At 54.1% G+C, this 25,201-nt stretch carries 28 protein-coding genes; 14 read left to right on the top strand and 14 right to left on the bottom strand.

Features of this window, described 5'->3' with window-relative positions; all coding sequences use genetic code 11:
* Positions 1 to 62: 62 nt before the first annotated feature.
* Both EVJ24_RS02530 and EVJ24_RS02525 read right to left on the bottom strand, forming a co-directional pair.
* A complete protein-coding gene (locus EVJ24_RS02530; RefSeq protein WP_131439307.1) occupies positions 63 to 527 on the bottom strand; it encodes a hypothetical protein in 465 nt (154 codons plus the stop codon).
* The gene (locus tag EVJ24_RS02525; protein ID WP_021066034.1) at positions 524 to 733 is read right to left on the bottom strand and encodes a helix-turn-helix transcriptional regulator; all 210 of its coding nucleotides are present in this window, start codon (positions 731 to 733) and stop codon (positions 524 to 526) included. The genes EVJ24_RS02530 and EVJ24_RS02525 overlap by 4 nt, the downstream gene beginning before the upstream one ends.
* A 118-nt stretch (positions 734 to 851) precedes the next feature.
* Here EVJ24_RS02525 and EVJ24_RS02520 point away from each other — a divergent pair, with 118 nt between their 5' ends.
* Positions 852 to 1,784, top strand: coding sequence for a ring-cleaving dioxygenase (locus tag EVJ24_RS02520; protein ID WP_131439305.1), 933 nt, complete (start codon positions 852 to 854; stop codon positions 1,782 to 1,784).
* A 22-nt stretch (positions 1,785 to 1,806) separates the two neighbouring features.
* Here the strand turns inward: EVJ24_RS02520 and EVJ24_RS02515 are convergent, their stop codons facing one another.
* Positions 1,807 to 2,247 carry an RrF2 family transcriptional regulator gene (locus EVJ24_RS02515; protein ID WP_131439303.1) on the bottom strand — a complete coding sequence of 147 codons (441 nt, stop codon included), beginning with the start codon at positions 2,245 to 2,247 and terminating at the stop codon, positions 1,807 to 1,809.
* 190 nt (positions 2,248 to 2,437) lie between these two features.
* Here EVJ24_RS02515 and EVJ24_RS02510 point away from each other — a divergent pair, with 190 nt between their 5' ends.
* Positions 2,438 to 3,538, top strand: a complete 1,101-nt coding sequence (locus tag EVJ24_RS02510; protein ID WP_131439301.1) for a globin domain-containing protein — start codon at positions 2,438 to 2,440, stop codon at positions 3,536 to 3,538.
* Positions 3,539 to 3,597: 59 nt separating this feature from the next.
* Here EVJ24_RS02510 and EVJ24_RS02505 read toward each other — a convergent pair whose 3' ends face one another.
* Genes EVJ24_RS02505 through EVJ24_RS02490 form a run of 4 tightly spaced genes read right to left on the bottom strand, consistent with a single transcriptional unit; the run spans position 3,598 to position 6,055 of the window.
* The gene (locus tag EVJ24_RS02505; RefSeq protein ID WP_016508299.1) at positions 3,598 to 4,011 is read right to left on the bottom strand and encodes a DUF350 domain-containing protein; all 414 of its coding nucleotides are present in this window, start codon (positions 4,009 to 4,011) and stop codon (positions 3,598 to 3,600) included.
* Between the two features lie 3 nt (positions 4,012 to 4,014).
* Positions 4,015 to 5,238, bottom strand: a complete 1,224-nt coding sequence (locus EVJ24_RS02500) for a glutathionylspermidine synthase family protein (RefSeq protein WP_131439299.1) — start codon at positions 5,236 to 5,238, stop codon at positions 4,015 to 4,017.
* A complete protein-coding gene (locus EVJ24_RS02495) occupies positions 5,235 to 5,600 on the bottom strand; it encodes a hypothetical protein (protein WP_131439297.1) in 366 nt (121 codons plus the stop codon). The genes EVJ24_RS02500 and EVJ24_RS02495 overlap by 4 nt, the downstream gene beginning before the upstream one ends.
* Positions 5,597 to 6,055: a hypothetical protein gene (locus EVJ24_RS02490; RefSeq protein WP_016508356.1), complete on the bottom strand. Its 459-nt coding sequence runs from the start codon at positions 6,053 to 6,055 to the stop codon at positions 5,597 to 5,599. Before EVJ24_RS02490 ends, EVJ24_RS02495 begins: the two co-directional genes overlap by 4 nt.
* A 121-nt stretch (positions 6,056 to 6,176) precedes the next feature.
* Between EVJ24_RS02490 and EVJ24_RS02485 the strand changes: the two genes are divergently transcribed.
* The 5 genes from EVJ24_RS02485 (at position 6,177) to amyS (ending at position 11,006) form a co-directional block, all read left to right on the top strand.
* Complete coding sequence (locus tag EVJ24_RS02485) at positions 6,177 to 7,190, top strand: potassium channel family protein (protein ID WP_131439295.1); 1,014 nt, start codon at positions 6,177 to 6,179, stop codon at positions 7,188 to 7,190.
* Positions 7,190 to 8,317: a YfbR-like 5'-deoxynucleotidase gene (locus EVJ24_RS02480; protein ID WP_131439293.1), complete on the top strand. Its 1,128-nt coding sequence runs from the start codon at positions 7,190 to 7,192 to the stop codon at positions 8,315 to 8,317. Before EVJ24_RS02485 ends, EVJ24_RS02480 begins: the two co-directional genes overlap by 1 nt.
* Positions 8,318 to 8,433: 116 nt before the next feature.
* Positions 8,434 to 8,766, top strand: a complete 333-nt coding sequence (locus EVJ24_RS02475) for a PadR family transcriptional regulator (RefSeq protein ID WP_131439291.1) — start codon at positions 8,434 to 8,436, stop codon at positions 8,764 to 8,766.
* Entirely contained in the window at positions 8,763 to 9,290 is a 528-nt protein-coding gene (locus EVJ24_RS02470) for a DUF2812 domain-containing protein (protein WP_131439289.1), read from the top strand. Before EVJ24_RS02475 ends, EVJ24_RS02470 begins: the two co-directional genes overlap by 4 nt.
* Before the next feature lie 171 nt (positions 9,291 to 9,461).
* Positions 9,462 to 11,006, top strand: coding sequence for an alpha-amylase (amyS, locus tag EVJ24_RS02465; RefSeq protein WP_131439287.1), 1,545 nt, complete (start codon positions 9,462 to 9,464; stop codon positions 11,004 to 11,006).
* A 48-nt stretch (positions 11,007 to 11,054) separates the two neighbouring features.
* Here the strand turns inward: amyS and EVJ24_RS02460 are convergent, their stop codons facing one another.
* Complete coding sequence (locus tag EVJ24_RS02460; protein ID WP_131439285.1) at positions 11,055 to 11,510, bottom strand: VanZ family protein; 456 nt, start codon at positions 11,508 to 11,510, stop codon at positions 11,055 to 11,057.
* A gap of 297 nt (positions 11,511 to 11,807) precedes the next feature.
* Between EVJ24_RS02460 and EVJ24_RS02455 the strand changes: the two genes are divergently transcribed.
* Entirely contained in the window at positions 11,808 to 12,824 is a 1,017-nt protein-coding gene (locus EVJ24_RS02455) for a fatty acid desaturase (RefSeq protein WP_131439283.1), read from the top strand.
* 50 nt (positions 12,825 to 12,874) lie between these two features.
* Here the strand turns inward: EVJ24_RS02455 and EVJ24_RS02450 are convergent, their stop codons facing one another.
* Together EVJ24_RS02450 and lipA are read right to left on the bottom strand one after the other, a co-directional pair.
* Complete coding sequence (locus tag EVJ24_RS02450) at positions 12,875 to 13,705, bottom strand: lipoate--protein ligase family protein (protein ID WP_131439281.1); 831 nt, start codon at positions 13,703 to 13,705, stop codon at positions 12,875 to 12,877.
* Positions 13,706 to 13,722: 17 nt separating this feature from the next.
* Positions 13,723 to 14,640, bottom strand: coding sequence for a lipoyl synthase (gene lipA, locus EVJ24_RS02445; protein ID WP_131439279.1), 918 nt, complete (start codon positions 14,638 to 14,640; stop codon positions 13,723 to 13,725).
* A gap of 304 nt (positions 14,641 to 14,944) precedes the next feature.
* Between lipA and EVJ24_RS02440 the strand changes: the two genes are divergently transcribed.
* Positions 14,945 to 16,894 carry a glycoside hydrolase family 3 protein gene (locus EVJ24_RS02440; protein ID WP_131439277.1) on the top strand — a complete coding sequence of 650 codons (1,950 nt, stop codon included), beginning with the start codon at positions 14,945 to 14,947 and terminating at the stop codon, positions 16,892 to 16,894.
* Positions 16,895 to 16,939: 45 nt separating this feature from the next.
* Here the strand turns inward: EVJ24_RS02440 and EVJ24_RS02435 are convergent, their stop codons facing one another.
* Together EVJ24_RS02435 and EVJ24_RS02430 are read right to left on the bottom strand one after the other, a co-directional pair.
* Positions 16,940 to 17,785: a DegV family protein gene (locus EVJ24_RS02435; protein WP_131439275.1), complete on the bottom strand. Its 846-nt coding sequence runs from the start codon at positions 17,783 to 17,785 to the stop codon at positions 16,940 to 16,942.
* A gap of 7 nt (positions 17,786 to 17,792) precedes the next feature.
* Entirely contained in the window at positions 17,793 to 18,635 is an 843-nt protein-coding gene (locus EVJ24_RS02430; RefSeq protein WP_131439273.1) for a lipoate--protein ligase family protein, read from the bottom strand.
* Positions 18,636 to 18,742: 107 nt separating this feature from the next.
* Here EVJ24_RS02430 and EVJ24_RS02425 point away from each other — a divergent pair, with 107 nt between their 5' ends.
* Together EVJ24_RS02425 and EVJ24_RS02420 are read left to right on the top strand one after the other, a co-directional pair.
* On the top strand, positions 18,743 to 20,038 hold the full coding sequence (locus EVJ24_RS02425) for an HD domain-containing protein (protein WP_131439271.1): 1,296 nt from the start codon (positions 18,743 to 18,745) through the stop codon (positions 20,036 to 20,038).
* Positions 20,039 to 20,062: 24 nt separating this feature from the next.
* Positions 20,063 to 21,649 (top strand): Na/Pi cotransporter family protein, encoded by a 1,587-nt coding sequence (locus EVJ24_RS02420; protein ID WP_131439269.1) that lies wholly within the window; start codon positions 20,063 to 20,065, stop codon positions 21,647 to 21,649.
* A gap of 42 nt (positions 21,650 to 21,691) precedes the next feature.
* On the opposite strand, the gene EVJ24_RS02415 is transcribed toward EVJ24_RS02420, so the two are convergent.
* Complete coding sequence (locus EVJ24_RS02415; RefSeq protein WP_070328254.1) at positions 21,692 to 21,880, bottom strand: 2-hydroxymuconate tautomerase; 189 nt, start codon at positions 21,878 to 21,880, stop codon at positions 21,692 to 21,694.
* A 66-nt stretch (positions 21,881 to 21,946) separates the two neighbouring features.
* Positions 21,947 to 22,726 (bottom strand): VLRF1 family aeRF1-type release factor, encoded by a 780-nt coding sequence (locus EVJ24_RS02410; RefSeq protein ID WP_131439267.1) that lies wholly within the window; start codon positions 22,724 to 22,726, stop codon positions 21,947 to 21,949.
* A 157-nt stretch (positions 22,727 to 22,883) separates the two neighbouring features.
* Here EVJ24_RS02410 and ypfJ point away from each other — a divergent pair, with 157 nt between their 5' ends.
* The 3 genes from ypfJ to EVJ24_RS02395 all read left to right on the top strand — a co-directional run bounded on the left by ypfJ (position 22,884) and on the right by EVJ24_RS02395 (position 25,156).
* Entirely contained in the window at positions 22,884 to 23,738 is an 855-nt protein-coding gene (ypfJ, locus tag EVJ24_RS02405) for a KPN_02809 family neutral zinc metallopeptidase (protein ID WP_131439265.1), read from the top strand.
* Positions 23,739 to 23,852: 114 nt separating this feature from the next.
* A complete protein-coding gene (locus tag EVJ24_RS02400) occupies positions 23,853 to 24,701 on the top strand; it encodes a MurR/RpiR family transcriptional regulator (protein ID WP_070328251.1) in 849 nt (282 codons plus the stop codon).
* Positions 24,698 to 25,156, top strand: a complete 459-nt coding sequence (locus EVJ24_RS02395; RefSeq protein ID WP_131439263.1) for a GNAT family N-acetyltransferase — start codon at positions 24,698 to 24,700, stop codon at positions 25,154 to 25,156. Before EVJ24_RS02400 ends, EVJ24_RS02395 begins: the two co-directional genes overlap by 4 nt.
* Positions 25,157 to 25,201 lie beyond the last annotated feature (45 nt).

Genomic DNA, 25,201 nt, shown 5'->3' with positions numbered 1-25,201 from the left:
GCAATCACGACGCCCGACTCGACGAAAAATCGACACAAAAAAAGGAATTCGAGGTGAATTCCTTAAGTCGTGTAGGCACGGATCCAAGTCATCATGTAAACGAGCGTCGAGATGATGAGTGTCGAGGCGAGCGCGTAGATCGGGTAGGTCGGGAACGTGTCTTCGAACAGCGGATAAAACATGAACGACGACATGAGCAACGGCACCGATATCCCGAACGAGACGTAGGCCGCTTTAGTCGCTTTCGCCGTGATCACTTGCTCTCGTTCATCGACGTCACTGAACTCGGTCATCCGGACCGACCATTGGCCAAAGCTTAAATTTTGATTTGGGCGCGTCTTGAACGAATAGACCGTCCAAACGATAAAGAAGACGATTAACAAGGCAAGCGGCAATAGGTTAAACTCAATCTCGAAACGGTCCGTCTCGATGACGGTCGACACGTCAGACAAGAACGAACTGAACAGAAATGCCATCAAGATGTACAAGATGATGCTGGAGATGGATTGGATGACGACGTGTTTCAATTTGTTTCCTCCTCGATGGTGAAAATGGATTCGACCGGTTCCTCGAACACGCGGGCGATTTGCATCGCCAGCAGAAGCGACGGGGTATAGCTCCCTTTTTCGAGCGAGATGATCGTCTGTCTCGTCACACCGACTTTGGCCGCCAAGTCACCTTGGGTCAGTTGATGCCGGGCCCGCAACTCTTTGACACGATTGATTAATGGCATGCCGCCACCTCATTTCTTATTTCTATCTTCAGTGTAAAGTAAACTTCACTTAATGTAAAGAAGACTTTACTTATTTGCGGGTGGTACAATAGAACCAAATGTGGAAGGGGAGAGGTCGATGAAAGCGATTTCAGGACAGCATCATGTCTCGGCGATGACGGGGGATGCCAAGAAAAACTTACGATTCTACACGGAAGTTCTCGGGATGCGGCTCGTCAAAAAGACAGTCAATCAGGACGATCCGTCGATGTACCACTTGTTTTATGCGGACGAGACGGGCGCACCGGGGACGGATTTGACGTTTTTTGAGCTACCGTTTCTCGGGCAGACGTATCGAGGAAGCAGCAGTATCTCACGGACGGCGCTCCGGGTGCCAGCAGGGGCGTTGCCGTACTGGCTTGAGCGGTTTGCCGCGTTCGGTGTGCTGCATGACGAAGTGACGGACGTGCTCGGACGACCGACGCTCTACTTTGAGGATGAGGAGGGGCAACGGCTCTGTCTCGTGGAAGGTGGTACGGGTACGCCATGGAGACAGGGACCAGTCCCTGTTGACGCTGCCGTCTTCGGTCTCGGATTTAGCGAATGGACGGTTCGGCGGCCAGAGAAGACGGAACGGGAGTTGACAGAAGTGCTCGGCTATCGCTTCTCGACCGAGTTCGAACGTGACGGTCAAGCAGTGCGTGTCTTTGAGACGGGCGATGGAGGTGTGGCGACGGAGATTCATCTCGTCGGTCGTCCCGATCTACCGTCGGAACGGCCAGGACGGGGCAGCGTCCACCACGTCGCGATTCGCGTCGAGGACGATGGCGAGATGGGGCGTTGGGTCGAGCGACTTGATGCGTTCGGCATTAGCCACTCTGGACTGATCGATCGCTATTATTTCAAGTCGATTTACTTCCGTGAGCCGAGCGGAATCTTAGTCGAGCTCGCGACCGATGGACCCGGATTTGCGACCGATGAGCCCGTCGAAACGCTCGGGGAACGGTTGGCGTTGCCGCCTTTCTTAGAGCCACGCCGAGCGGAGATCGAAGGAAAACTGAAGCCGATTTAACAACAAAACCCGACAGACTAGTTTAGTCCGTCGGGTTTTGTATGCCTAAAAGCATGGCCAGATCATTCGTTCGGTTCGCCATGAGGTCGGCGATCGTATAACGGTCGAGCACATGCAAGAAAGCGAGCATCGCCTCGTTCAAGACGCTCCGCAGGTCACACGCCGGGGCGATGACACAACGGCCTTCACCGAAGCATTCGACGAGCTCGAACGGCTCCATCGTTCGGACGACGTCACCGACGTTGATGTCTTCCATCGGGCGGGCGAGTCGGAAACCGCCGCCGCGGCCGCGGACCGATTCGAGATAGCCGTGTTTGCCGAGCTCATAAACGACTTTCATGACGTGATTCTTTGAGATTTGATATTGGTCAGCCACTTCTTGAATCGTCACGAGACGATGGGAGAACGTGGCGCTATACATTAATGTTCGGAGTGCGTAGTCGCACGTTTGCGTGAGCCGCATGATCGTTCACCTCTTATCCGTCCATTGTACAGGACATTCCTCGAAAGCGCGATGTCCGAAGATGTGAAAAAAGCGTGGCGGAATCGAGGCAAAAAGTTGAACTTACGTTTAAACAAGTATTTTATATATTGCTTTTATCGTGACGAAACTCACATAATGTATGTGTACTTTCAAAAAGGGGGAAATATTTATGTTAGATCAACAAACGATTGAAATTGTCAAAGCGACGGCACCGGTCTTGAAAGACCACGGTGTCGCCATCACGAGTCATTTCTATAAGCGCATGTTCGCAAACAATCCAGAAGTTCGTCAGTTCTTCAACCATACGAACCAACAACGCGGCCGCCAGCCAGAAGCGCTCGCCAACGCCGTCTACGCGGCTGCCGTTCATATCGACCGTCTCGAAGCGATCTTACCGGCGATCCAACCGGCGCTTCATAAACATAAAAGCTTGAACATCCGCCCGGAACATTATCCGATCGTCGGCGCTAACTTGCTCGGCGCAATTCAAGACGTTCTCGGTGAAGCGGCGACGCCTGAGATCATCGAAGCTTGGGCAAAAGCGTACGGTGTCATTGCCGATGTCTTTATCTCGCTCGAGAAACAAATGTACGCCGATGCACCATGGATCGGTTTCAAGCCGTTCACGGTCGCTGAAGTCATCGAAGACACGCCGGAAGTGAAACGGTTCCGTCTTGTCGCGAACGACGGTGTCGTCGGCGTGGCTATTCCGGGCCAGTACATCTCAGTCCAAGCCCGCATCGAGGGTGAAGAAATTTTACATCACCGTCAATACAGCGTCGTCGAGACGACAGAAGACGGCTACTGGATTGCGCCGAAAGCGGAAGGGCTCGTCTCGAACTGGCTTCACGAGCAAACAGTCGGTACAGAGATTCCGATGAGCGCGCCAGCAGGCGAGTTCACGATGGAAGACACGGATCGTCCGCTCACGCTCGTCGCTGGCGGGATCGGTATCACACCGCTGTTCAATATGGCGAAGACAGCGCTCCGCCAAGGTCGCTCGGTCACACTATTACACGCCGTCCGCAGCACGAACCTCCGTCCGCTCGGTGAAGAGCTCGACGAACTCGTGAACGAGGGACTTCAGCTCATCACACACATTGACGAGGTGTCTGGCTGCATGAGCGCGACGCAGCTTACAGCACTTGATGTCGACGGTCATGACGTCTATACGTGCGGCCCGACCGCGATGATGGAGACGGTCGTCCAAACGATTCCACAAGCACGTTACGAGTTCTTCGGTCCATCGGCCGTGCTCGCCAAAGCATAAGAAAAGACGATTGCCGTAGCAACCGCCTTAAAACCGCCGATAAGATGTCGGCGGTTTTTTTAGTACGTCAAACTCGCGGCGACGATGATGCCGACGACGAGCGAGGCCGAGAACAGGCTGACACCGACGGCGAGGTTGCCGTTTTCGACTTCTTTCTCCAAGTTCACGCCAGGCGTGAGCACGTACTCGAACGTCCAAAAAGCGAGCACTTGGGCGAGGATCCCGACGAGCCCCCAGATGAAGGCGTCGAGCAGGTTGACGCTGTTCGCCCATACTGTGTAGATGACGATGGCGAGGCCGAGCGCCTTGCCCCAAAGTTTGAGGGCGACGGCGACGTTGCCAGCTTTGATGAGTTTGCGTTCTGAATATTTTGTCGTCAGGGCGAACACGACGAGTCCTGCTAAAATAAGTCCGAACCCGGTACCGAGGTGAGCCAGGAAGCTCAAGATTGAATCGAGCGTGATAAATGTCATGTGTTAATCTCCTTCGTGAGTTGGTGTGCCGATGGCTAGGTAGTAGGACTGGTTGTTCGTGATCATGCTTCCAGCTCGTGCGCCGAGCGCCGACGGGTGGCCGTTCAGACAAAAGCAGCCGATCATGTAGTGCGTCGCAAGCGGACCGTTGACCGTGTTCGTCGTTCGTGTCGGCAGCTCGTTGAATTGTTGATACACCGCGGTTTCTGCGGCATACGTCTGCAGCACTTCTTTGTGGAACGGGACGCCGTCTTCGGTATACAAAATGACCGAGTCGCCTTCACGTCCGAAGGCGGGTTTTTGCACGTAAGCGCTCTGGCTTAAAAATGGGTCCGCCTCGAGATAAGTCGGTAACAAGTGAGTCCGGATGACCTGGCGCTCCGCTTCGTCAAAATATGTATCCGTCTCATACAGTTCCCAAATGAGCGCTTGGACGCCTTTGGACTGCATGAGAAACGCGGACAGCGGGTTAAGGAGCGACACGTGCTTCGCTTGATTCAACTCGAGCAGGCGGATACCAATCAAGTCGCCGTTCGGCGCCCGGTCGTCGACCAAGTGCTCGATCGGATACGTCTGGCGGTACAAGACGTCGACCCGTTCGCCCGACGGTGTATAGACGCCGTAAACGTCGACGAGCAACCGGTCGAGCGGGACGAATTCTGACGGCAAGTCGAGCGTCTCTTGCAGGAAGCGGGTCGTCCATTTGTCCTCGATGTTGTCGTCGTGTGACGTGAAGACGATTTTTGGTGTCCCGTCGCGATTTAATCGTTGCCACGCCGCGATGACGGCTTTACGGAGTTCGGTCTTCAGCTCGGCTGTCGCGTTCGCGTTCGGGTCGTTCAGCCCGAACGCGGTCGTCACATACCGGTTCACATCGAACAGTTCTTTGATGAACGTCGGCGTGTCGGCGTTGAACTCCATCAGTTTGATCACACCGTCTTTGACGATCCAGTCATAACGGCCGATGATCGTCTCTTGCGGGAGCGCTTTGTCACGCAAAAACGGCAAGCTCGCCTCCGGATAACCGAGCAGACGGAGCGTCTCGTCTGGGAGCGTCCGCAACAATCGATTGGCTTTCCGGAAGATGGCATCGACGGCGCGCGTCGCTTCCCGGATGCGGTCGACCTCGTCTTGCGTGTAGACGAGGCAATCGTAGAGTGCATATTCTTCGTCGTTCAAGTCGGGCCAAAAGTAAGGGATTTGGCCGAACAAGTCGTGCCGATTCATCCCCCGAAGCCGCCTTTTGAGCCGCTGCCAAGTCCAGAGTTTGACCCTGAATTCGATCGATTCGGCGTGATGCTGCTGGCGCCACCGTTCGAGCGGTAGTTTTTATAAGAGGACGAGTTTTTTAGTGAACTCTTTGAATTGAACAGACTGCCGAGTAAGAAGAAGCTCCCGAAGTGCGGGGACCGTCTGTCGTCGCAGTAATATGATTCCGTTTCGTCGTCCCATTCCCAGTCGTCACACTCATAGCCGGTTGGCTCTTCCGGTAACGTCGCTTGTTGCGTTTCGTCCGTACCACACGCCGCGAGTGACGCTGTCAAGACGGCGGCCGAGAGACCGCTTAAAATCTTCTTGCTTGTTTTCATGTTGTTTCCTCCAGTGTATAGCCAGTCGGGGTGACATAGATGACGTAGACGCCACGGTCCTCGTCCGTCTCGGCCGAGTCGCGCGCATATTCGTTTCCGGCGACGTATAAATACTCGCTGCCGAGCATGGCGAGCGCGTCAAGGTGACGGTCGACGAAGTACGCTTCGAGCAGCGGGTTGTCGAATCGATCGTCGAGCGTGCGAATCTCGACTTTGATGTCGTCAGTTGCTTTCTTGTCAACAGGTCCTTCCGTGTACCGGTCGACGTAAATCAAGAAATATTGGTCGCCTTCGAGCGCGGACGAGCGTTGTTTGTACGTCATGCCGTCTTTGACGAAAAATTCGCATTCGCGTCTAGCAAGTACTTCATCAAGCCCGAGCGATGTATAATGGTAAAGCGGCTCGAACGAGATCTCATTTTTATAGAGTCGGTATTCTAAAACGATGGAGTCCATAGGTCAGTCCTTTCTTTTTTCTTTCTATACGGAACCGAACACAAACTGGTTTCGTAAATCAATTGAGTTGTCTCTAGTATATAGGAGAAATGGAGTGATTTCAGTGCATATCTTTTTTCGAGTGTGGCGCGGGTTATCGAAATTATCGTTTCTGAACGTCGTGTTGGCATCACTCGTCATTATTTTGACCGGTACCGTCCTCGGTTACTGGCTCGAGCCGGAGACGTTCCCGTCGATGTTCGATTCGTTCTGGTGGACGATGACGACACTGACGACGGTCGGCTATGGCGATTTCTTCCCGACGACAGTGGCGGGACGCTGGCTCGGCATTTTCCTGTTCCTGTTCGGGATCGGGATTATCGGGGCTTTGATCGGAAAACTCGTTGAGGTCGGTGCGACGTTTCAACGTTTAAAACGGGAGGGAAAGCTAGTGTATCGAGGTGAAGGCCATTACGTCTATATCGGGTGGTCCCCGAAGACGAAAAAAGCGATCGATGAAGTGCTCAGCTATGAGCCGAAGGCGGAAATCGTCTTGATCGACCAATTGAAAGAAGAACCGTACGATCATGACAACGTCCATTTTGTCCACGGTGACCCGTCCGATGAGGCGGTGCTCCTGCAGGCGAACATTTTGAAAGCGCGCCGGGTCGCCATCTTCGCGGATGCGCAGATTACGGAGACGCTGCTCGCCGACGGCAAGTCGCTATTGATCGCGTCGGCCGTCGAGGCGCTATCGTCGGAACGGGGGGTTGACCTCCATACGGTCGTCGAAGTATGCGAAGAGCGGAACATCTCGAAGTTCAAACACGTGCGGATTGACGACTTTATTTTAGCGAACGACTCGGTATCACTCCTTATGGCGAAAGCGACGTTACAGCCAGGCACCACGTCGATTTTCCGCCAGCTGCTCAGCAAGCAGTCCGGTGGCAACATTCAAGCGCTCGCACCGAAGTCGGAATGGGCGACAGTGCGTGATGCCGCTGAAAACTTGTTGCGCCAGGGTGTCACCTTGATTGCTGTCAACGACCGTCTCGATTTCGCGACGGCGCTCGACACAACGCTTCAGCCGAGTGACACACTCTACATCGTCTGTCATGACGATGCGTGGGAACGTCTCAAGCAAGGAGGAATTTGATGCATAACGGAACGTTTATCCGCAAGATGACACGTATGCAAAACGTGCAGCGGTGGGATGAATACGCGCCGCACTATCACGACAACGCCGCGAGCCATAGTTTCCGCGTCGCCGTGTTCAGTTTGATCGCGGCCTATTATGAAGAGAATCAAGGGCGTGACGTCAAGTTGCTCGATGTGCTCGGCAAGGCGTTGTTCCATGATATGAACGAGGTGCAGACCGGCCCGATCATGCACCGGACGAAAAAAGAGCCGACTTTGAAAGAACATATTGAACGGATGGAGCGGACGGCAAGCCTCGGGTTAGTCGACTTGTTGTCGCAGTCGCTCCGGCCGCATTTCTATCGCTTTCTCGTAGAGGCAGAAGACGACTCGTTCGAAGGACGGATTGTCGACGGGATCGATTCGTTCGATGCGATGTTGTTCGTGCGGCGTGAAGTCACACATGGGTCGCCACACTTCGTCGAGAAGCTCAAAGAGATGAAGGCGGTGCTCCGCGACCATCCGCTCGAGTCAGTCCGCTGGCTCTATGAGCAAGTCGAAACAGAGACGGACGTCGCAACGTTCATCGAGAACGTCATGCGGATGGATAGCGTCCGGCGCTGGAAAGGCCGTTTCAACACGATTGACGACAACGACGCCATCCACGGCTTCCGAGCGGCGGCGCTCGGTCTGTTCAGCGGCTTGCTCGAGCGTGAGAAGTACGGGGTCGAGGTCGACGTCGCCGAATTGACGGCGCGCTTGCTCTGTCACGACCTCGTCGAAGGAGTGACCGGGGACGTGCTCGGTCCGGTGAAGCACTCGACGGCTGAGACCGGTGCTGCGTTCGAGGCGTATGAACGGGCCGAGAGCGAGGCGTTATTGTCACTCCTCCCGGAATACATGCAACCAGCGTTCCGGCGCTATATGGCCGATTCGAAAGATGCGACGTACGAAGGGTCGCTCGTCGATATGATGGACAAGCTTGACGCCTTGATCAAGATGAACATGGAGCGGAAGATGAACGGGGCCGAGTACGAAGTCACGTACCGGGAACAACTCCGGAAAGTCCAGTCGCGCTATGAGAATCCGAGTATGATTTTCTTCCTCGCCTACATTTTGCACGATCTCGATTATGTCACGAGCTAAACAAGTCGCAGACGACCTGTCTGCGGCTTTTTTTATATCATTCATTGACATATATCATTCAACGATATATATTAAGAGTAAGAAGTATATCGATGAATGATATAGGAGGCGAGACGATGCCACGGAACGATACGATCGGGCTCGGGGAGTTGACCGATAGCACATTTTACATCTTGCTCGCGCTGACCGAGCCAAGGCACGGGTATTTGATCATGCAGTTCGTCGAAGAGTTGACGAACGGGCGGATGCAGATCGGTCCGGCGTCGATGTACACGATCATCAAAAAACTCGTGAACGCGTCGCTGATCGAACCGCTCGACGGGGACGGCAAGAAAAAGAGTTACATCATCACGGACATCGGGCGCGAGTTGTTACACGAAGACGTGAAACGGCGCCAAGCGATGGTCGACGACGCACGTTTCATTTTGGAAGGGGAGGGCCACAGATGAACCGAAAATATATGGCGAGTTGGGGCCTCGCGTTCGCTGAAGAGCGTGAGATGGAGAAGTTGGGACGAATGGCCGCGAAGGGCTGGCATTTAGAGAAGTTCGCACCGCTTGGCTATACGCTCGTCGAAGGGGAGCCGGTGGACGTCCAGTATAGTCTCGATTATCGTAAACGACCGGACGAGGATTATTTCGAGCTATTCCGCGCGAGCGGCTGGGAACACGTCACGTCGAGCGGGGACGAGATTCACGTATTCAAAGGTAGTCCGGACGCGCGACCGATCTACTCGGACCGTGAGACGACACACGAGAAATACGCTCAAGTCGAAGGACAGATGGGGAAAGTAGCGTTGGCACTGCTCATCTTATGGATCGGCCTGTTTATATTGCTTGAACTGGATTGGTCGGGACTCGTTGAGACGGGACTGATCATGGTCCAGTTGCTCGTCACGATCGGACTCGTCTTCACAGGTCTCCCGTATTTAGGCTATCTCGTGAAGCGAAAACGTCTCGATCGCAAAGGATGACTAGGCGGATGGCACAAGCCATCCGTTTTTGTTTTGGACGACTGAACTATTCAAGAAAAAAATAGTTAGGTGCAGAGAACTGTTTTTCGAAAATCCTCTGTTCAACTAAAGCGGAATCGTTCATGATAATTAATGAAAACGCTTGCATTTGATTCGATAGGAGGAAAACGCATGATGAAGAGACGACAAGGGTTTGCGGTCATCGCTGGCGTCACAGCGGTTGCGCTACTTGCCGGGCAACCGGTCGCGCAAGCGGCGACGCCGCAAAACGGCACGATGATGCAGTATTTTGAATGGTACGTCCCGAACGACGGCTTGCATTGGAATCGGTTATCGAACGACTCTCAGAACCTGAAAGATATCGGTGTGACGACGGTATGGATTCCGCCGGCGTATAAAGGGACGTCGCAAAACGATGTCGGTTACGGGGCGTACGACTTGTATGACCTCGGTGAGTTCAACCAGAAAGGGACCGTCCGGACGAAGTACGGTACGAAAGCGCAGCTCCAATCGGCGATCTCGAACTTGCGTGGTAAAGGTATCGGCGTCTACGGCGATGTCGTCATGAACCATAAGGGCGGTGCCGACTACACCGAGTCTGTCCAAGCGATCGAGGTGAACCCGTCGAACCGGAACCAAGAGACGTCAGGGGAATATGGCATCTCGGCCTGGACCGGTTTCAACTTTGCGGGCCGCAACAATACATACTCGCCGTTCAAATGGCGTTGGTATCACTTTGACGGGACCGACTGGGATCAGTCTCGCAGCTTGAGCCGGATCTACAAGTTCAAGAGTACGGGCAAGGCGTGGGACACGGACGTCTCGAACGAAAACGGCAATTACGACTATCTCATGTATGCCGACGTCGACTTCGAGCATCCGGAAGTCCGTCAAGAGATGAAAAACTGGGGCAAATGGTACGCCGACTCGCTCGGACTCGACGGGTTCCGCTTGGATGCGGTCAAACATATCAGTCACGCGTATTTGCGAGAGTGGGTGACGAGCGTCCGGCAGACGACCGGCAAAGAGATGTTCACGGTCGCCGAATATTGGAAGAACGACCTCGGCGCCATCAACGACTATCTCGCGAAGACCGGTTACACGCACTCTGTCTTCGATGTACCGCTCCACTATAACTTCCAAGCGGCCGGCAACGGCGGCGGCTTCTATGACATGCGCAACATTTTGAAAGGCACTGTCACCGAGCAGCATCCGACGCTCGCCGTGACAATCGTCGACAACCATGACTCACAACCAGGGCAGTCGCTCGAGTCGACGGTCGCCAACTGGTTCAAACCGCTCGCCTATGCGACGATCATGACGCGCAGCCAAGGTTATCCGACGCTCTTCTACGGAGACTACTACGGGACGAAAGGGACGACGAACCGGGAGATCCCGAACATGTCGGCATCGCTCCAACCGATCATGAAAGCACGTAAAGACTTCGCCTACGGGACACAGCACGACTATCTCGATCATCAAGACGTCATCGGTTGGACACGTGAAGGCGTGAGTGATCGGGCCAAGTCGGGTCTCGCGACGATTTTGTCTGACGGACCGGGCGGATCGAAATGGATGTACGTCGGCAAGCAGAACGCCGGTGAAGTGTGGAAAGATATGACGAACAACAACACCCGTCTCGTCACGATCAATAGCGACGGCTGGGGTCAGTTCTTCGTCAACGGGGGTTCGGTGTCGATTTACGCCCAACAATAACAAGTTTGAACAGAGGACGTCATCCGCAACGGATGACGTCCTCTGTTTTCATGTACGCAGCAGACGTTGCACAAACTTCGTATGCCACATCCCGTATCCGATCAAGGCACCGACGAGATTCAACATGAAATCATCGATATCAAAACTACCGCGTCGAGTGACGAGTTGGACGACTTCAAGGCTGAATAATAGCACCGTCATGAATCCGACGAACTTACCGATTTGATTCACCGATTTTATAAACAGCGGCACATAGATTCCCATCGGCAAGAATAGCAATACGTTACCACCTAAATTTTTGATTGGGATGTCTACATTCAAGCTTCCGTCCTTGATCGATTGGATATAAAGGCGAATCGTTTCAAACGGGACAAGGTTCGAGGAGGCCTGAATGTATTCGACTAACGATAAGTTAGTGAAAAGTTGGCCGCGCCCCCCGCTGAACATCAGGACGAACAGTCCAATCAGATACAGGATGAAGCTCAGTTTGATTATTTTTTTCATGTCTTAAAATCAACTCTTTCTGAATTCATCTTTTGTGCAACGTACATTATACAATACAAGTAAATCGGTTATTCCGGTCAGGCTCACTCAATGATTTGCACGTTCAATCAATCTGTTTCTAAAATCTAACACTCCTTTAAGATAATACATGGTATAATCACCTGGTATTAGTTTAGGTGGGGAAGATGACCATACGGATACTATGAATTCACCTTCACGAACGTCGGTTGTCGGTTTCATTTCATATCATCACTTTAGACGCGTCGTGAACGCTGTCGAATTCAAGGAGGCTCACATATGAGTAAAGAAAAGATCGCCCAGCTACGTAAACACGTCTCGCCTTTTGAAAAGGCAGACGTCAAAGTCAGTGTCCGGCAGATGATCAACACGATCCTGCCGTTCCTCGTCGCCTGGTTCCTCGCGTACCAAGCACGTCAAGTGTCGGTGTGGCTGACGATTCCGCTCGCCGTCATCGCGGCCGGGTTCGTCGTCCGCATGTTTATCATCTTCCACGATTGCACGCACGGTTCGTTCTTCAAAAACAAGAAAGCGAACGCCGTCGTCGGCACGATTATGGGTGTGTTGACGCTGTTCCCGTACGAGAAGTGGAAGCGGGAGCATTCGATCCATCACGCGTCGAGTGGTAACCTCGACAAGCGCGGTGTCGGTGACATTTGGGTCATGACGATCGAAGAATATGTCGAGGCCTCGAAATGGACGCGTCTGCAGTATCGTCTCTATCGCAACCCACTCGTCATGTTCGGTCTCGGACCGCTGTTCTTGATTCTCGTCACGAGTCGGTTTAACCGCAAGGACGCCCGCAAAAAAGAGCGGACGAACACGTATGTCATCAACCTCTCGCTCGTTGTGCTGTATAGTCTGATGATTTATTTGGTCGGCTGGCAGGCGTTCTTGATCGTTCAAGGGACGACGATGTTCACGGCCGGTGTCCTCGGGATTTGGCTGTTTTACGTCCAACATACGTTCGAAGACTCGTATTTCGAAGATGAGAGCGAATGGGATTACGTCAAAGCGGCAATCGAAGGCAGTTCGTATTACGAGTTGCCGAAAGTGTTGCAGTGGGTGACAGGCAATATCGGCTTCCACCACGTCCACCACTTGAGCCCGCGCGTGCCGAACTATAACCTCGAAAAAGCGCATACGGCGACGCCGCCGTTGCAAAAAGCGACGACGATCGGACTGTTCTCTAGTTTAAAATCGCTTCGTTACAAATTGTACGATGCGAAAAATATGACGTTCGTCACGTTCCGCGACATTAAGCATCTGTTGCGCGACCCGAAGACAACTTTATAAAAAATGTCCTGCTGAATCGTTTCAGCAGGACATTTTTCGGTTCATGCATCTCAGCGTTTCCAGACCCAGTCGTCACTCTCATACTTTTCAACTAAGCGAGCAATCTCATCTTGCTGTTCTGACGTGAACACGAGCGGCTCGAACGTCAGTTGAAACGCGTCGCGGAACCCGTCCTCAAACGCCGCAGCGACTTCGTCGAACGTCACGAAGCGGCCGAGCGTCTCGTTCAAAGCGACCGCTTTGCTGCTGAACCGTGCTTTCGCTTGTGCTTTCTCGTCTGCTTCCATCTTAAAGCAATCGAACAGGACGTCGTCGTCGATTGATAGTGGAATTGACCCGTGCTGTAAGACCGCCCCTTGGTGCCGGACTTGAGCACTACCCGCCACTTTACGGCCGTCGACGGCGAGTTCGTAGTAAGAAGCGGCGTCGAAACAGACGGCCGACTTCGGTTTCCGCAATACTTCACGATCGTCTTCGGTCAACGGTACCGAGAATTCGGCAGCGACGCCTAGCGCTCTGTAGCCGCGCCTTACGCCTTCGGTCAACAGGCGATAGCTCTCGATGACGTTCGTCGGGAGTGTCGGCGTCGTTTCGGGCAAGATGACGCTATACGTCAATTCGTCGGCATGTAAGACGGCCCGGCCCCCGGTCAAGCGGCGGACGACGGGGATGCCGTTCGCTGCGAGCGCCTCACGGTCAAGGTCGCGGGTCGCCCGTTGGAAGCGCCCGACGCTGATCGCGTGCGGGGCCCATGAATAGAAGCGGAGTGTCGGTTTCAGTTCGCCGCGGGCGACCCAGCCTGAGACCGCTTCATCGATCGCCATGTTTTCAGCCGGGGCGAGTGATTGTGTCGTTAAAATGTGCCATGTTGTATCAGTCATCGTGTCTCTTCTTTCTCTCAATCGATTGGCAACATCGTATGGCGACGTGCCTTATGGACTTGTTCGTCTGCGTGGTACGACGAGCGGACGAGCGGACCGGCCTCGCAATGTGAGAAGCCTTTTGACAAGGCGATTTCTTTCAACTCGGCAAATTCGTCCGGGTGGTAGTAGCGCTCGACGTCGAGGTGTTTCTTTGTCGGCTGTAAATATTGACCGAGCGTCAAAATATCGACGTCATGGGCCCGGAGGTCGTCCATCGCTTGAATCAATTCTTCTCTTGTCTCGCCAAGACCGAGCATGATTGACGATTTCGTCGGGATGTCCGGATTCAATTCTTTGGAACGTTTTAGGAATTCAAGGGTGCGGTCGTACGTCGCTTTAGCCCGGACTCGCGGCGTCAAGCGGCGCACTGTCTCCAAGTTATGGTTCATGATGTCCGGCCCCGCGTCAATCAACGTCTGGAGTGCCGAGAAGTTGCCCATCATGTCGGACGGTAATACTTCAATCGACGTTTCCGGGTTTAACGCGCGTATGGAGCGGACCGTCTCGGCGAATACGGTCGCCCCATAATCGTTCAAGTCGTCGCGGGCGACGGCGGTGATGACGACGTGTTTCAAGTTCATGAGCCGAACCGACTCGGCGACGCGTTTCGGCTCTTCCCAGTCGAGTTCGTTTGGTTTCCCGGTCGTGACCGCGCAGAAGCGGCACGCCCGTGTACAGATGCTCCCGAGAATCATGAACGTCGCCGTGCGGCGGACGGCCCAACACTCATGGATGTTCGGGCATTTCGCCTCCTCGCAGACCGTGTTCAAATTCTTCTCCCGCATCATCTTTTTAAGACCGGTATACGTCTCGTTCGTATTCAATTTGATTTTCAGCCATTCTGGTTTTCGTTTCAGTTCCCCTCTTGCCACTTCCGATTCCCCCTTTATCATGTCAACCCCTAACGAAATGAGTTTACCAAAAAACAAATGCAAATCGAACCACTCAAATTATTGGCTTTGCCAATACAGGTGGAACGTGTTGCAAGACAGGTCATATGTTTCAAAATGGTTACGCTTTCATCAAAGTCATTGTTTCCCATTTTTTGAATTGCTATACTGACGTTGACCACCTGAATAATGACCATATGTAACTGATTCGATCAGGCATGGGGTGAACGAGCGTTGGTGAGGCAACGCTTATTCCTCCATGCCTTTTTGTTTGTGGTCGGGGGAACTTTCAAAAAGGAGTGAAAACATGAACAAAGTACTGAACTGGACAGCAACACTCGGATTGACGACAGCGTTACTCGTCTCGTCCGTCCCGATGGCAAACGCCGTCGTGGCAGAAGAAACACCGGCGCCATCGATTGAAGCACGGGTGAACGCGCAACTCGAGGCGATGACGCTCGAACAGAAACTCGGACAGATGATCATGCCAGACTTCCGACTTTGGAACGGGGCGAACCATACGGCACTCGCGCCAGATGTGGCACGGGTCATTGACCGGTTCGACCTTGGAGGTGTCATCTTGTTCGCGGAAAACGTGACCGAGACCGAACAGACGACGAAACTCGTCCACGACCTGCAAGAAGTCGTCAAGCAAGACGACAGCAACGACATCCCGCTCTTCATCACGATCGACCAAGAAGGTGGGATCGTGACCCGGCTCGGGACCGGCACGAACTTACCTGGGAACATGGCGCTCGGGGCGACGCGGAGCAGCCAATACGCGTATGATGCGGGGAACATCATCGGGTCAGAGTTGAACGCGCTCGGGGTGAACGTCAACTTCGGTCCGGTCTTAGACGTCAACAACAATCCGGCCAACCCGGTCATCGGGGTGCGCTCGTTCTCGAGTGACCCGGAGCTCGTCGGCGAACTCGGCTCAGCGATGACGCAAGGGATTCAGGACCAAGGCGTTGCCGCGACGGCGAAACATTTCCCGGGGCACGGCGACACGGCGGTCGACTCGCACTACGGCTTACCGATCGTCGATAAGTCACTCGAAGACTTGCGCGGCCTCGAGCTGTTGCCGTTCAAGAGGGCCATCACGGAAGGCATCGATATGATCATGACGGCCCACATCGGGATGCCACAAATCGAGGACGAGGTCGTCAACTCTCCGCGTGGCACGTTCCCGCTCCCGGCGACGCTCTCTGACGACGTCATCACCGGCGTCTTGCGTGACGAGATGGGCTATGACGGCATCGTCATCACAGACGCTTTGAACATGCAGGCGATCGTGGATAACTTCACCGAAGCCGAGGCGGTCATCAAGACGTTTGAAGCGGGCGTCGATATCGCCCTCATGCCGACGATTTTACGGTCGAACGCGGACGTTGTGAAACTTGAGACGATCTTTGAAGACGTCATGGCGGCTGTCGAGAGCGGACGTTTGCCGGAAGCGAAGATCGATGAAGCGGTCGAACGGATCTTGAAACTGAAAGCGGAACGCGGGATTTGGAGCGAGTCAGTGGATACGACGACGCTCGAGGCGAAACTTGCGGAAGCGAACACGGTCGTCGGCAGTGCCGAGCATAAGGCGAAAGAGCGTGAAATCGCCGAAGCAGCCGTTACGCTCGTGAAGAACGACGACAAGACGCTCCCATTCAAACCGAAAAAAGGCGATACGGTGCTCGTCATCTCGCCAGCGAAAGACCAGACCGACAGCATGGTCAAGACGATCAAATCGCTTAAAAAGAACGCGGGCAACATGAAACAAGTGAACGTCATCACGGCGAACTATACGGCGTCAACGAAACACTTGGATCAAAATCCGGCCCTTAAAGAGAAGCTCGATGCGGCCGACTATATCATCGTCGGCTCGAACGTGAACAACAGCGCCAAGCTGAAAGCGACGTCAGCGGACAATTACGTACCGGCAGAAGTGTTCCGCTATGCCAACGAGACGGGCAAGAAATCGGTGTTGCTCAGCCTTCGTAACCCGTACGATGTGGCTGTCCAACCGGATGCGCCGGCCCAGCTGCTCATCTATGGCTTCAAAGGTGACCCGAACGGACCGGACTCTGAAGCAGGTAACGCCAAATCGGCTGGACCAAACCTTCCGGCTGGCATTCGCGCCATTTTCGGTGAAGTCAAACCAGGAGGCAAGCTCCCGGTCGACGTCCCGACGTTTGAGAACGGTATGTTCGGTGACGAACTCCACCTCGAATTCGGTGACGGCTTCAAGAACTGGAATAAATGAGAACAGCGAGCGCCCTTGAGGGTGCTCGCTGCTTTTAGTTTTGGTTTACGCCTCGAAGTAACTGACGACAAGGAGTCCAGGACCTGTGTGCGCGCCAATCGCCGAACCGACGATCGTCTTCGTCACGCTGGCCGGATTCATCTGTTCAAGTAGCAATGCTTCCAGTTGATCGGCTTTGGCCGGGTCGTCCCCGTGACCGATAAAGATGTGATGTCCTTCGATGAGCGGTTTCGACTCGGTCATCCACTCGACGATGCGCCGCATCATTTTTTTATGGCCGCGAATCTTCTCGATCGGGACGAGCTTACCATCTCGGACAGTGAGCAGCGGTAAAATCGTCAACAAGTCCCCGATGAACGCGCTCGCTCTCGAGACGCGGCCACCGCGCATCAAGTACTCGAGCGATTCGACGGTGAACAAGTGGCGGATCTTCCCGATGATCGACTCGGCGTAGGCGATCGTCTCCTCGTACGAGTGGTCTTGGCCGTATTCGGCGATCGTTCGGACGAACAATCCTTGTCCGACCGACGCGGTCCGCGTGTCGAGAATATGGAACGTGCTGTTCGGGTATTCTTCTTTAAGCAAGTTCCCGACCATGACGGCCGTTTGATATGTACCGGACAGTTCGCCCGAGAAGGCGAGGTAAAGGAACGGGATCTCAGACTCGAGATGTTGGCGGAAACAGTGTTCAATCCGGGCCGCCTCGATTTGGAACGTCTTCGGCGTCTTGCCGACACGCATCGCGTCATATACTTCTTTCGGCTGAATCGTCTCTCCGTCTAAAAACTCTTCGTTGTCGATGATGACCCCGAGCGGTAACATCTCGAGGCCGTATTCGACGATCTGGTCTTGCGTCAAATCAGCACCGGTATCGGTTATGATTTTGAACATGGTTGGATCACTCCTCTAGTAGTTGGTGTTCAATGTCACGGATCGGTTCGTTTCGCTGCCACATGCGATCGAGCTGAACGATGAGCGTCGCTTGTTCGTCTGTGTCGAGCGTTGCCGGGACGAGTCGGCTCGTCTCCCCGAGCACGTCATAGGCGCGGCGGAGCACATCGTTGACGGTGAGAGGGATGTGAAGCAAGTCTTCGAGCGACGCCATCGTCTCCGGGATGATCGCCGGGTACGTGAATCTTGTCGCTTCGCCTTGGATGGCACGGTCGTAAAAATCACGTATGAGGGCAGCACGAGCGCTGCCGCTTTTGCGGACGCTCAAATAAATTTGGACGGCGACACCGCCGCGGACGCGTCGCTGCGAGATGCCGGCGAACTTTTTACCATCAATCGATAAATCGAAGCTGCCTGGGCAGTACGAACCGACGATCTCACCAGGCACGATGTTGTCCGTCACGTCTTTGAACATATGTTGAATGAGCGACGTCATCGCCTCATAGCCGCTATCGATTTGAATGCCGTCATTCTCGGGTAGAATAAGAGATAGGTTCAATACATCTTCGTCGAGGACGACCGCAAGTCCTCCCGAGTTACGGACGACGGGGCGATAGCCGTGTTCGTGCAGCAATCGGATGCCGTCACGCAGATGGGGCAGCCGCGCGTCTTGAATCCCGAGCACGACTGTGTTCAGATGGACCCAGGCCCGAAAGACGGCGCCTTGGTGTTTCGTCGACGCGCACAGCGTATCGTCCGTCGCGAATGATTGCTCGGCTTGAAACGCCGCACCGAGTGATGATTGGTCGATCAGGCGGTAAGTCGGTTGTCGTAAAAGTGGATGGATCATATACATAATTCCTTTTCAAAAAATAATATCTTCCTCATTATAGCATGGAGGGAACGACTCGGAAGAAGTCGAATCAGTACAATACATAAAACGCAGGGGGCACCAACATGTACACATCACGAGGTCAGCTATCTGGGTCAAAAGTGTTTAAAGACCCGGTCCATCGTTATATATACGTCTACGATCATCTCATTTGGGAGTTGATCAACACGAAAGAGTTTCAACGGTTACGTCGGATCAAGCAGCTCGGGACGTCGTTTTTGACGTTCCACGGGGCTGAACACACCCGATTCCACCATTCGCTCGGCGTCTATGAGATTGCCCGGCAGTTGATCGACCAGTTCCGCGACTATCCGGAATGGGACGATCGCGACCGGGAGCTGTTGCTCGCGGCGGCACTGTTGCACGACGTCGGGCACGGCCCGTTCTCGCACGCGTTCGAGCACGTCTTCTCAGTCCGCCATGAAGTCTGGACGGAACGAATCATCTTAGGGGACACGGAAGTGAATAAAGTCCTCTCGGAGATGGGCGTTGGGTTCCCGGAAGAAGTCGCGGCCATCATCAACAAGACGCACCCGAACCGGCTCATCGTCAACATGCTCAGCTCACAGCTCGACGTCGACCGGATGGACTATTTACTTCGCGACGCCCATTTCGCCGGCGTCAGTTACGGGAAGTTCGACCTCGAGCGGATGCTGCGCGTGTTGCGGCCGGACGAAGATCAAATCGTCGTCAAACAGTCGGGGATGCATACGATCGAAGACTATATCATGCGGCGCTATCAAATGTATTGGCAAGTCTATCTGCATCCGGCGACGCGTTCGAGTGACTTGCTATTAAAAGCCGTGCTCGAGCGGGCCCAAGAACTGCATGAATCGGGTTATGTGTTCGAAATGACACCGAAGCATTTCTTGCCGATCTTCAACCATGACGAGATGACGCTCGAACACTATTTGAAGCTCGACGAGACGATCGTCTACTTCTATTTCCAAGAATGGATGGACGAGGCAGACCCGATTTTGGCCGATCTGGCGAGCCGTTTCGTCAATCGTCGCCTGTTAAAGTATAAAAACTTCCCAGAAGCGAACCGCGTCCGCTATATGGACCGGTTACGGTCGACGATGGAAGCGATCGGGTTGCCGACGCGCTATTATTTACTCGAGGACCAGCTCAGCCAGCTGCCATATGATCTATATAAAGGACACGGCACGTACGAAGGGATTTACCTGCAGATGAACGACGGCGACCGTCGCGAGATTTCAGAGGTGTCGATGCTCGTCCAATCGATTTTGAATTCGCGACAGTCGGACGAGAAAATCTATTACCCTGAGGACGTGCTGTTGAACTTGAAAGACCACGCTTCAGAAAAATCATGGATGTTGTCAACGTTACGCGGCGATTGAATCGCTTGAAAAGGATGTGACACCATGGGGATCGGGACGCTCATCGGCGGAATCGGCATCTTTTTGTTAGGGATGATGCTGTTGACCGATACGTTGAAAAGCTTGGCTGGGGAAAGACTGCGAGAGCGATTGAACCGCATGGCGGAAGGACCGGTGGCAGGGGCATTTCTCGGTGCGACGATGACGGCGTTGTTTCAGTCCTCGACCGTGACGACGCTCATGACGATCAGTTTCGTCAGCGCAGGGCTGTTGACGTTCACGCAGGCGCTCACGCTCGTCATCGGGGCGAACGCCGGTAGTGCGACGACGGGATGGATCGTAGCGCTCCTCGGCTACAACGTCGACATTCGAGAGCTCTTACTGCCGCTCATCGGCCTTGGGATGGCGCTCCGCTTGATTGGACGACGAGTCAAGCGGATTGGGATGTTGCTCGTCGGTCTCGGACTTGTTTTTGTCGGCATCGGCACACTTCAAGAAGCGATGCGGGAAGTCGTCACGTTCTCGTTTTCGGGCTGGGACACCGACACACTACTTCATCAATTAGCCTTGCTCGGCACGGGTCTGTTCATGACCGTCGTCTTGCAATCGTCGAGCATCGGTCTCGTCTTGACGATGACGGCGCTCGCGACCGACACGGTGACGCTCGCGCAGGCTGCATTCCTCGTACTCGGGCAGAGTGCCGGGACGAGTCTTGTCGTCGCGCTCGGCTCGCTCGGAGGATGGAAATCAGCGCGGCGCATCGTGCTCGGACACGTACTCGTTCATAGTTCGATTTTGTTGATTGGCTGGCTGACGTTCCCGCTCTTGTTTGGTGTCGTCAATCGCGTGGCTGACTGGTTGAATTGGAATGAGCTATTGCGGCTCGCATTGTTCCATACGTCGTTTCACTTGCTTGGCGTGTTGACGTTTCTGCCGTTTCACAAAGCGTTCAGCCGGCGGTTGCTCAAATGGGTGCCGAGTCGGTCTGAAAAGCTGATCCGTTTCCTCGACCCAAACATGTCGCGGATTCCGACGGTCGCACTCGAGGCGGCAAGACGTTCGTTGATTGAGATCGAGCGCTATCTCGGAAACGAGACGAAACTGTTATTGACGGAAGCGCGCAAGCGGGAGGACGAGTTGCAGCTCGTCGAGAAGACGCTCGGTGACGTCCGGGTATTTTTGAGCACGATTCAATTGGAAGAAGGACAGGGCCGAAACGACTACGGACAACACTTGTCACTGCTCCATACGATCGACCATTTGGAGCGCTGGCTGTTCGTCCTGCGCGAAGTCGATCCCGTCGACGCCCTCCGTGACACTGACTTTTTAGTCGCACGTCAGCTCGTCTTGCACGAGCTCGAGCTTGTCGATGCCCTCAACCATCACACGCCGCCGGAAGATTCGAAACAATGGAAGACGGCGTCGAAGCAGCTCGCCGAGTACCGGAAAGCGCATCGGGCCGAGATGTTAGAGGAGACGGCGGCGAACCAGCTTGAAATGGAGCAGACGATTCGCAAAGTTCAAGCGCTCCTTTGGCTCGATCGGCTTGGTTATCACGTCTGGCGGGCGACCCGGCACTTAATCAAACCGACCGTTCCGAGCGAGCGGTTCGAAGTGAACTTAGAAGACTGAAAAAACACCCGCGCGTCCAACTGGATGCGCGGGTGACTGGCGTTATTTTTTGTCGGCGTGCATGACACCGGCTTGACCGTAGTTCGTCGCGTCCATCTCTTCGATGAAGACGGTGATGTTCTCTTTCGGTGCGTTCGTCGTCTCTGAGACGGCGTCTGTCACTTTCTCAATCAAGGCACGTTTCTGTTCAACAGTACGGCCCGGGAGCATTTTTACGGTAACGTATGGCATATCATTTCCTCCTTTTCTAGTTCTCTTCTATTTTAGAGAATCACTAGTCGAGAGGAAAGCGGAAAATCAATGGAATGCAGCTTCGATGATGTGAGGTGCACTCGATTTCGACAAATTTTTGTGCACGACGCGCTCTGGTTTCGTCCGCAACTCGTCACGGAACGAGTTGGAAAGCTCGGCTTCTCCGATGACGACAAGCGATTCCCAGTCGTGTGCACCTTTCATCTGTTCGACAGTTTGGGCGAGGTCACGGTAGAACCGACCGAGATTTTCGGCAAGTCGACGATCGAATTTATCGACTTGCGAGCTACTCGACGCCATACGGTCACCCGAAGCCGTCCCCTCAAACCGAACCCACTCCTCGGTCTCAGGGTCGAACGCGAATTCGAACGTCGCATCGATGTGTCCGAGTGAGGTGTCGAGTACCGTCACGTGGTCGAGGTTCGTCAAAATAATACCGGTGGACGGGAATTTTTGTTGTAACGCCTCGAGTGGTTCAAGTACTGGCTTCGTTTCCCAGTGGAACGACGTCTCGACATCGTGTTGAAGGTAGTATGTTTCAAATAAATCGTTCTCTTCCGAAGCAAAAATGATTAGGCTTCGCGCCAAGTCGTTCCGGTGTTTGCCGAGTTCCTGATCGACTTGCTTCCGTACTTTTTTGAAGTTCTTCAGTTGCGTCTCGTCACCGGACGCCTCTAAATATTCACCGATCCGCTTCAAACCGTTCTTCAAGTGGATTGACCAGTCGCCTTGTTGGTTAGGTCCTGTATTAAGGTAGACCGATAGCACACACTTGTCCTTGCATTCAATCTGACGCAATTGTTTCAAGTCGCTTGCTAATCCCATCTTAATTCCTCCCTAAAGTAAACGTTCTCCTAACCTGTTTCCTACTTGGTTAGGACTCAAACACCGAACACGATGGGAAAATGTGAAAAAAGCAGGTGCGAAACGAGATGAATCCGGGTAAGTAACAAGACAGACTAGCAGTAGGAGGAACAATCGTATGAAATGGAAAGGCAGACAGGCGAGTCGGAATGTCGAAGACCGGCGAGGCCGAAGTGTTGGGGGAAAAGGGATTGCGGGAATCGGAGGCGGTCTTGGCCTGATTTTAGTCATCGTCGTCACGCTTTTGAACGGGGGTAACCCGGGAGACATCGTCAACAATATCGGAATCGGTGAGCCGCAGTCTTCTGAGACGTATCAAGGCTCGGCGCGGGAAGAAGAAATGGCGGACTTTGTCTCGGTCGTCTTGCGTGACACCGAAGAAGTGTGGACCGACATCTTTGCCGAGAACGGCTTGACGTATCGGGAACCGACGCTCGTCCTCTACTCAGGACAAGTCGAGTCGGCGTGTGGGATCGCTGGCTCGGCGGTCGGACCGTTTTATTGCCCGGGCGATCAGAAACTGTATATCGATTTGAGTTTCTATGACGAACTCAGTCAGCGCTTCAATGCGCCGGGCGACTTCGCGATGGCGTACGTCGTCGCCCATGAGGTCGGACACCACGTGCAGACGTTGCTCGGCACGACAGACGAGATCATGCCGCTGCGAAACGAGATGAGCGAGATCGAGTTCAACACGTACTTGGTACGGTTCGAACTTCAAGCCGACTACTATGCCGGTGTTTGGGCGCATCATGCCCAAGGCATGGGCTATTTAGAGGCGGGTGATGTCGAAGAGGCGATGACCGCGGCGCATCAAATTGGGGACGACACGTTGCAAAAACAAGCGCGTGGCTACGTCACGCCGGACTCGTTCACGCACGGGACGTCGGAACAGCGGAAACGGTGGTTTGATAAAGGTTTTCAAAATGGAACAATCCAAGGCGGCGACACGTTCAATACAAAAAACTTGTAAGTCTCACCTACAGGTTGAGCGCGAGCTCAGCCTTTTTCGTGTCCAAGTTGGAATGTAGGGAAAGAATCCGCTATCATTAAATACAGCAACTAGTAGCAGGAAGGGGATGACCTGATGGAATCCTTACTGAAAAAAATCGAGCTCGCCCAAGGCGAGATGACGTCCGTCGAAAAGAAGATCGCGGACTACATCTTGACCCATTCGACGCTCGTCCCGAATATGACGACGAAAGAACTCGCCCAAAAGACCGACGTGTCAGAAGCGAGCATCGTCCGCTTCGCGCGCGTCGTCGGGATCGACAGCTTCAAATCGTTCAAGCTCGCCCTCGTCAAAGACTTGGCGATCACAGAGACGATGCTGACCGACTTTAACGTCCTTCAACAAAAGGACACGCCGTACGACTCGTTCCAAAAAGTCATCCACGTGAACAAAATGGCCATCGAGGCATGTGCCGAGGCGATGGACAAACGCGAACTCGAACATGCGATCGATACGTTCGCTCGCGCGAACCGGGTCATCTTCTACGGAGTCGGCGGCTCATCGACGGCCGCCTATGATGCGCAGTACAAGTTCACGAAACTCGGCTACGCCGCTCTGACGTCGCAAGACTTTCACTATATGCTGTCGCTCATCCCGCATCTCGGGCCGACCGACGTCTTCGTCGCGATCAGCACGTCGGGCCGGACGAAAGACGTGCTCGAGCTCGTCCGGTTCGCCAAGAAAAAAGGCGTCACCGTCGTCGCCATCACCGACCTCGACAAGTCGCCGCTTTACCGCGAGGCGGACGTCCGTCTGTGCACACCGACCGTCGAACGAGATTACCGAATCGCGAGCATCGCCTCACGGATGACACAATTGACGATTATCGACACGCTCTACATGGGTCTGTTGCACCGAAAAGGCGAAGGGCTGATCGATCGTTACGCCGAGGCGCGCGACGAGATGGTGAAGCTGCGCCGGTGATTCGCCGATATGAAGCGTCAGACCGCGAACGAGTGGCAGCTTTCCTCATGAGACAACAAGCGTTCGCCGGATTGAACGCTCAGACGCTCGAAGTGTTCCGCGATGAGAATTTGGCTGACTTCGAGGCGACAGGTACGGTCAGCCTCGTCGTGGAAGACGACGGGGCGATCGTGGCGATGGCGGATTTGTTGAGGCGTCACCCGGTCGACGGCTCACTCTGGCTCGGCCTGCTCCTCGTCGACGAACAACTTCACAGCACCGGTCTCGCCCAGACGGTATACGATCAACTCGAGCGGGACCACATGCGTCCGTTCCAGACGACGTTCCGGCTCGGTGTGCTCCCGACGAACGTGCGGGCCCGTCGTTTTTGGGAGCGGCAAGGCTACGTGTATGAGCAAGACTCGGTCACAGGGGATGGTGTCCACGTCCACGTGTTGAAAAAAGACATCGAATGAAGTGAACTCGGCCTCAAACGGCCGAGTTTTTTTGTTGGCACTCAA

Origin of the sequence: Exiguobacterium sp. SH1S21, from assembly GCF_004337175.1 — a bacterium.
In the GTDB taxonomy this organism is placed as follows: Bacteria; Bacillota; Bacilli; order Exiguobacteriales; family Exiguobacteriaceae; genus Exiguobacterium; species Exiguobacterium aurantiacum_A.
The sequence above is the reverse complement of the archived record's forward strand: the minus strand, read 5'-3'. Positions and strand labels throughout refer to the sequence as shown.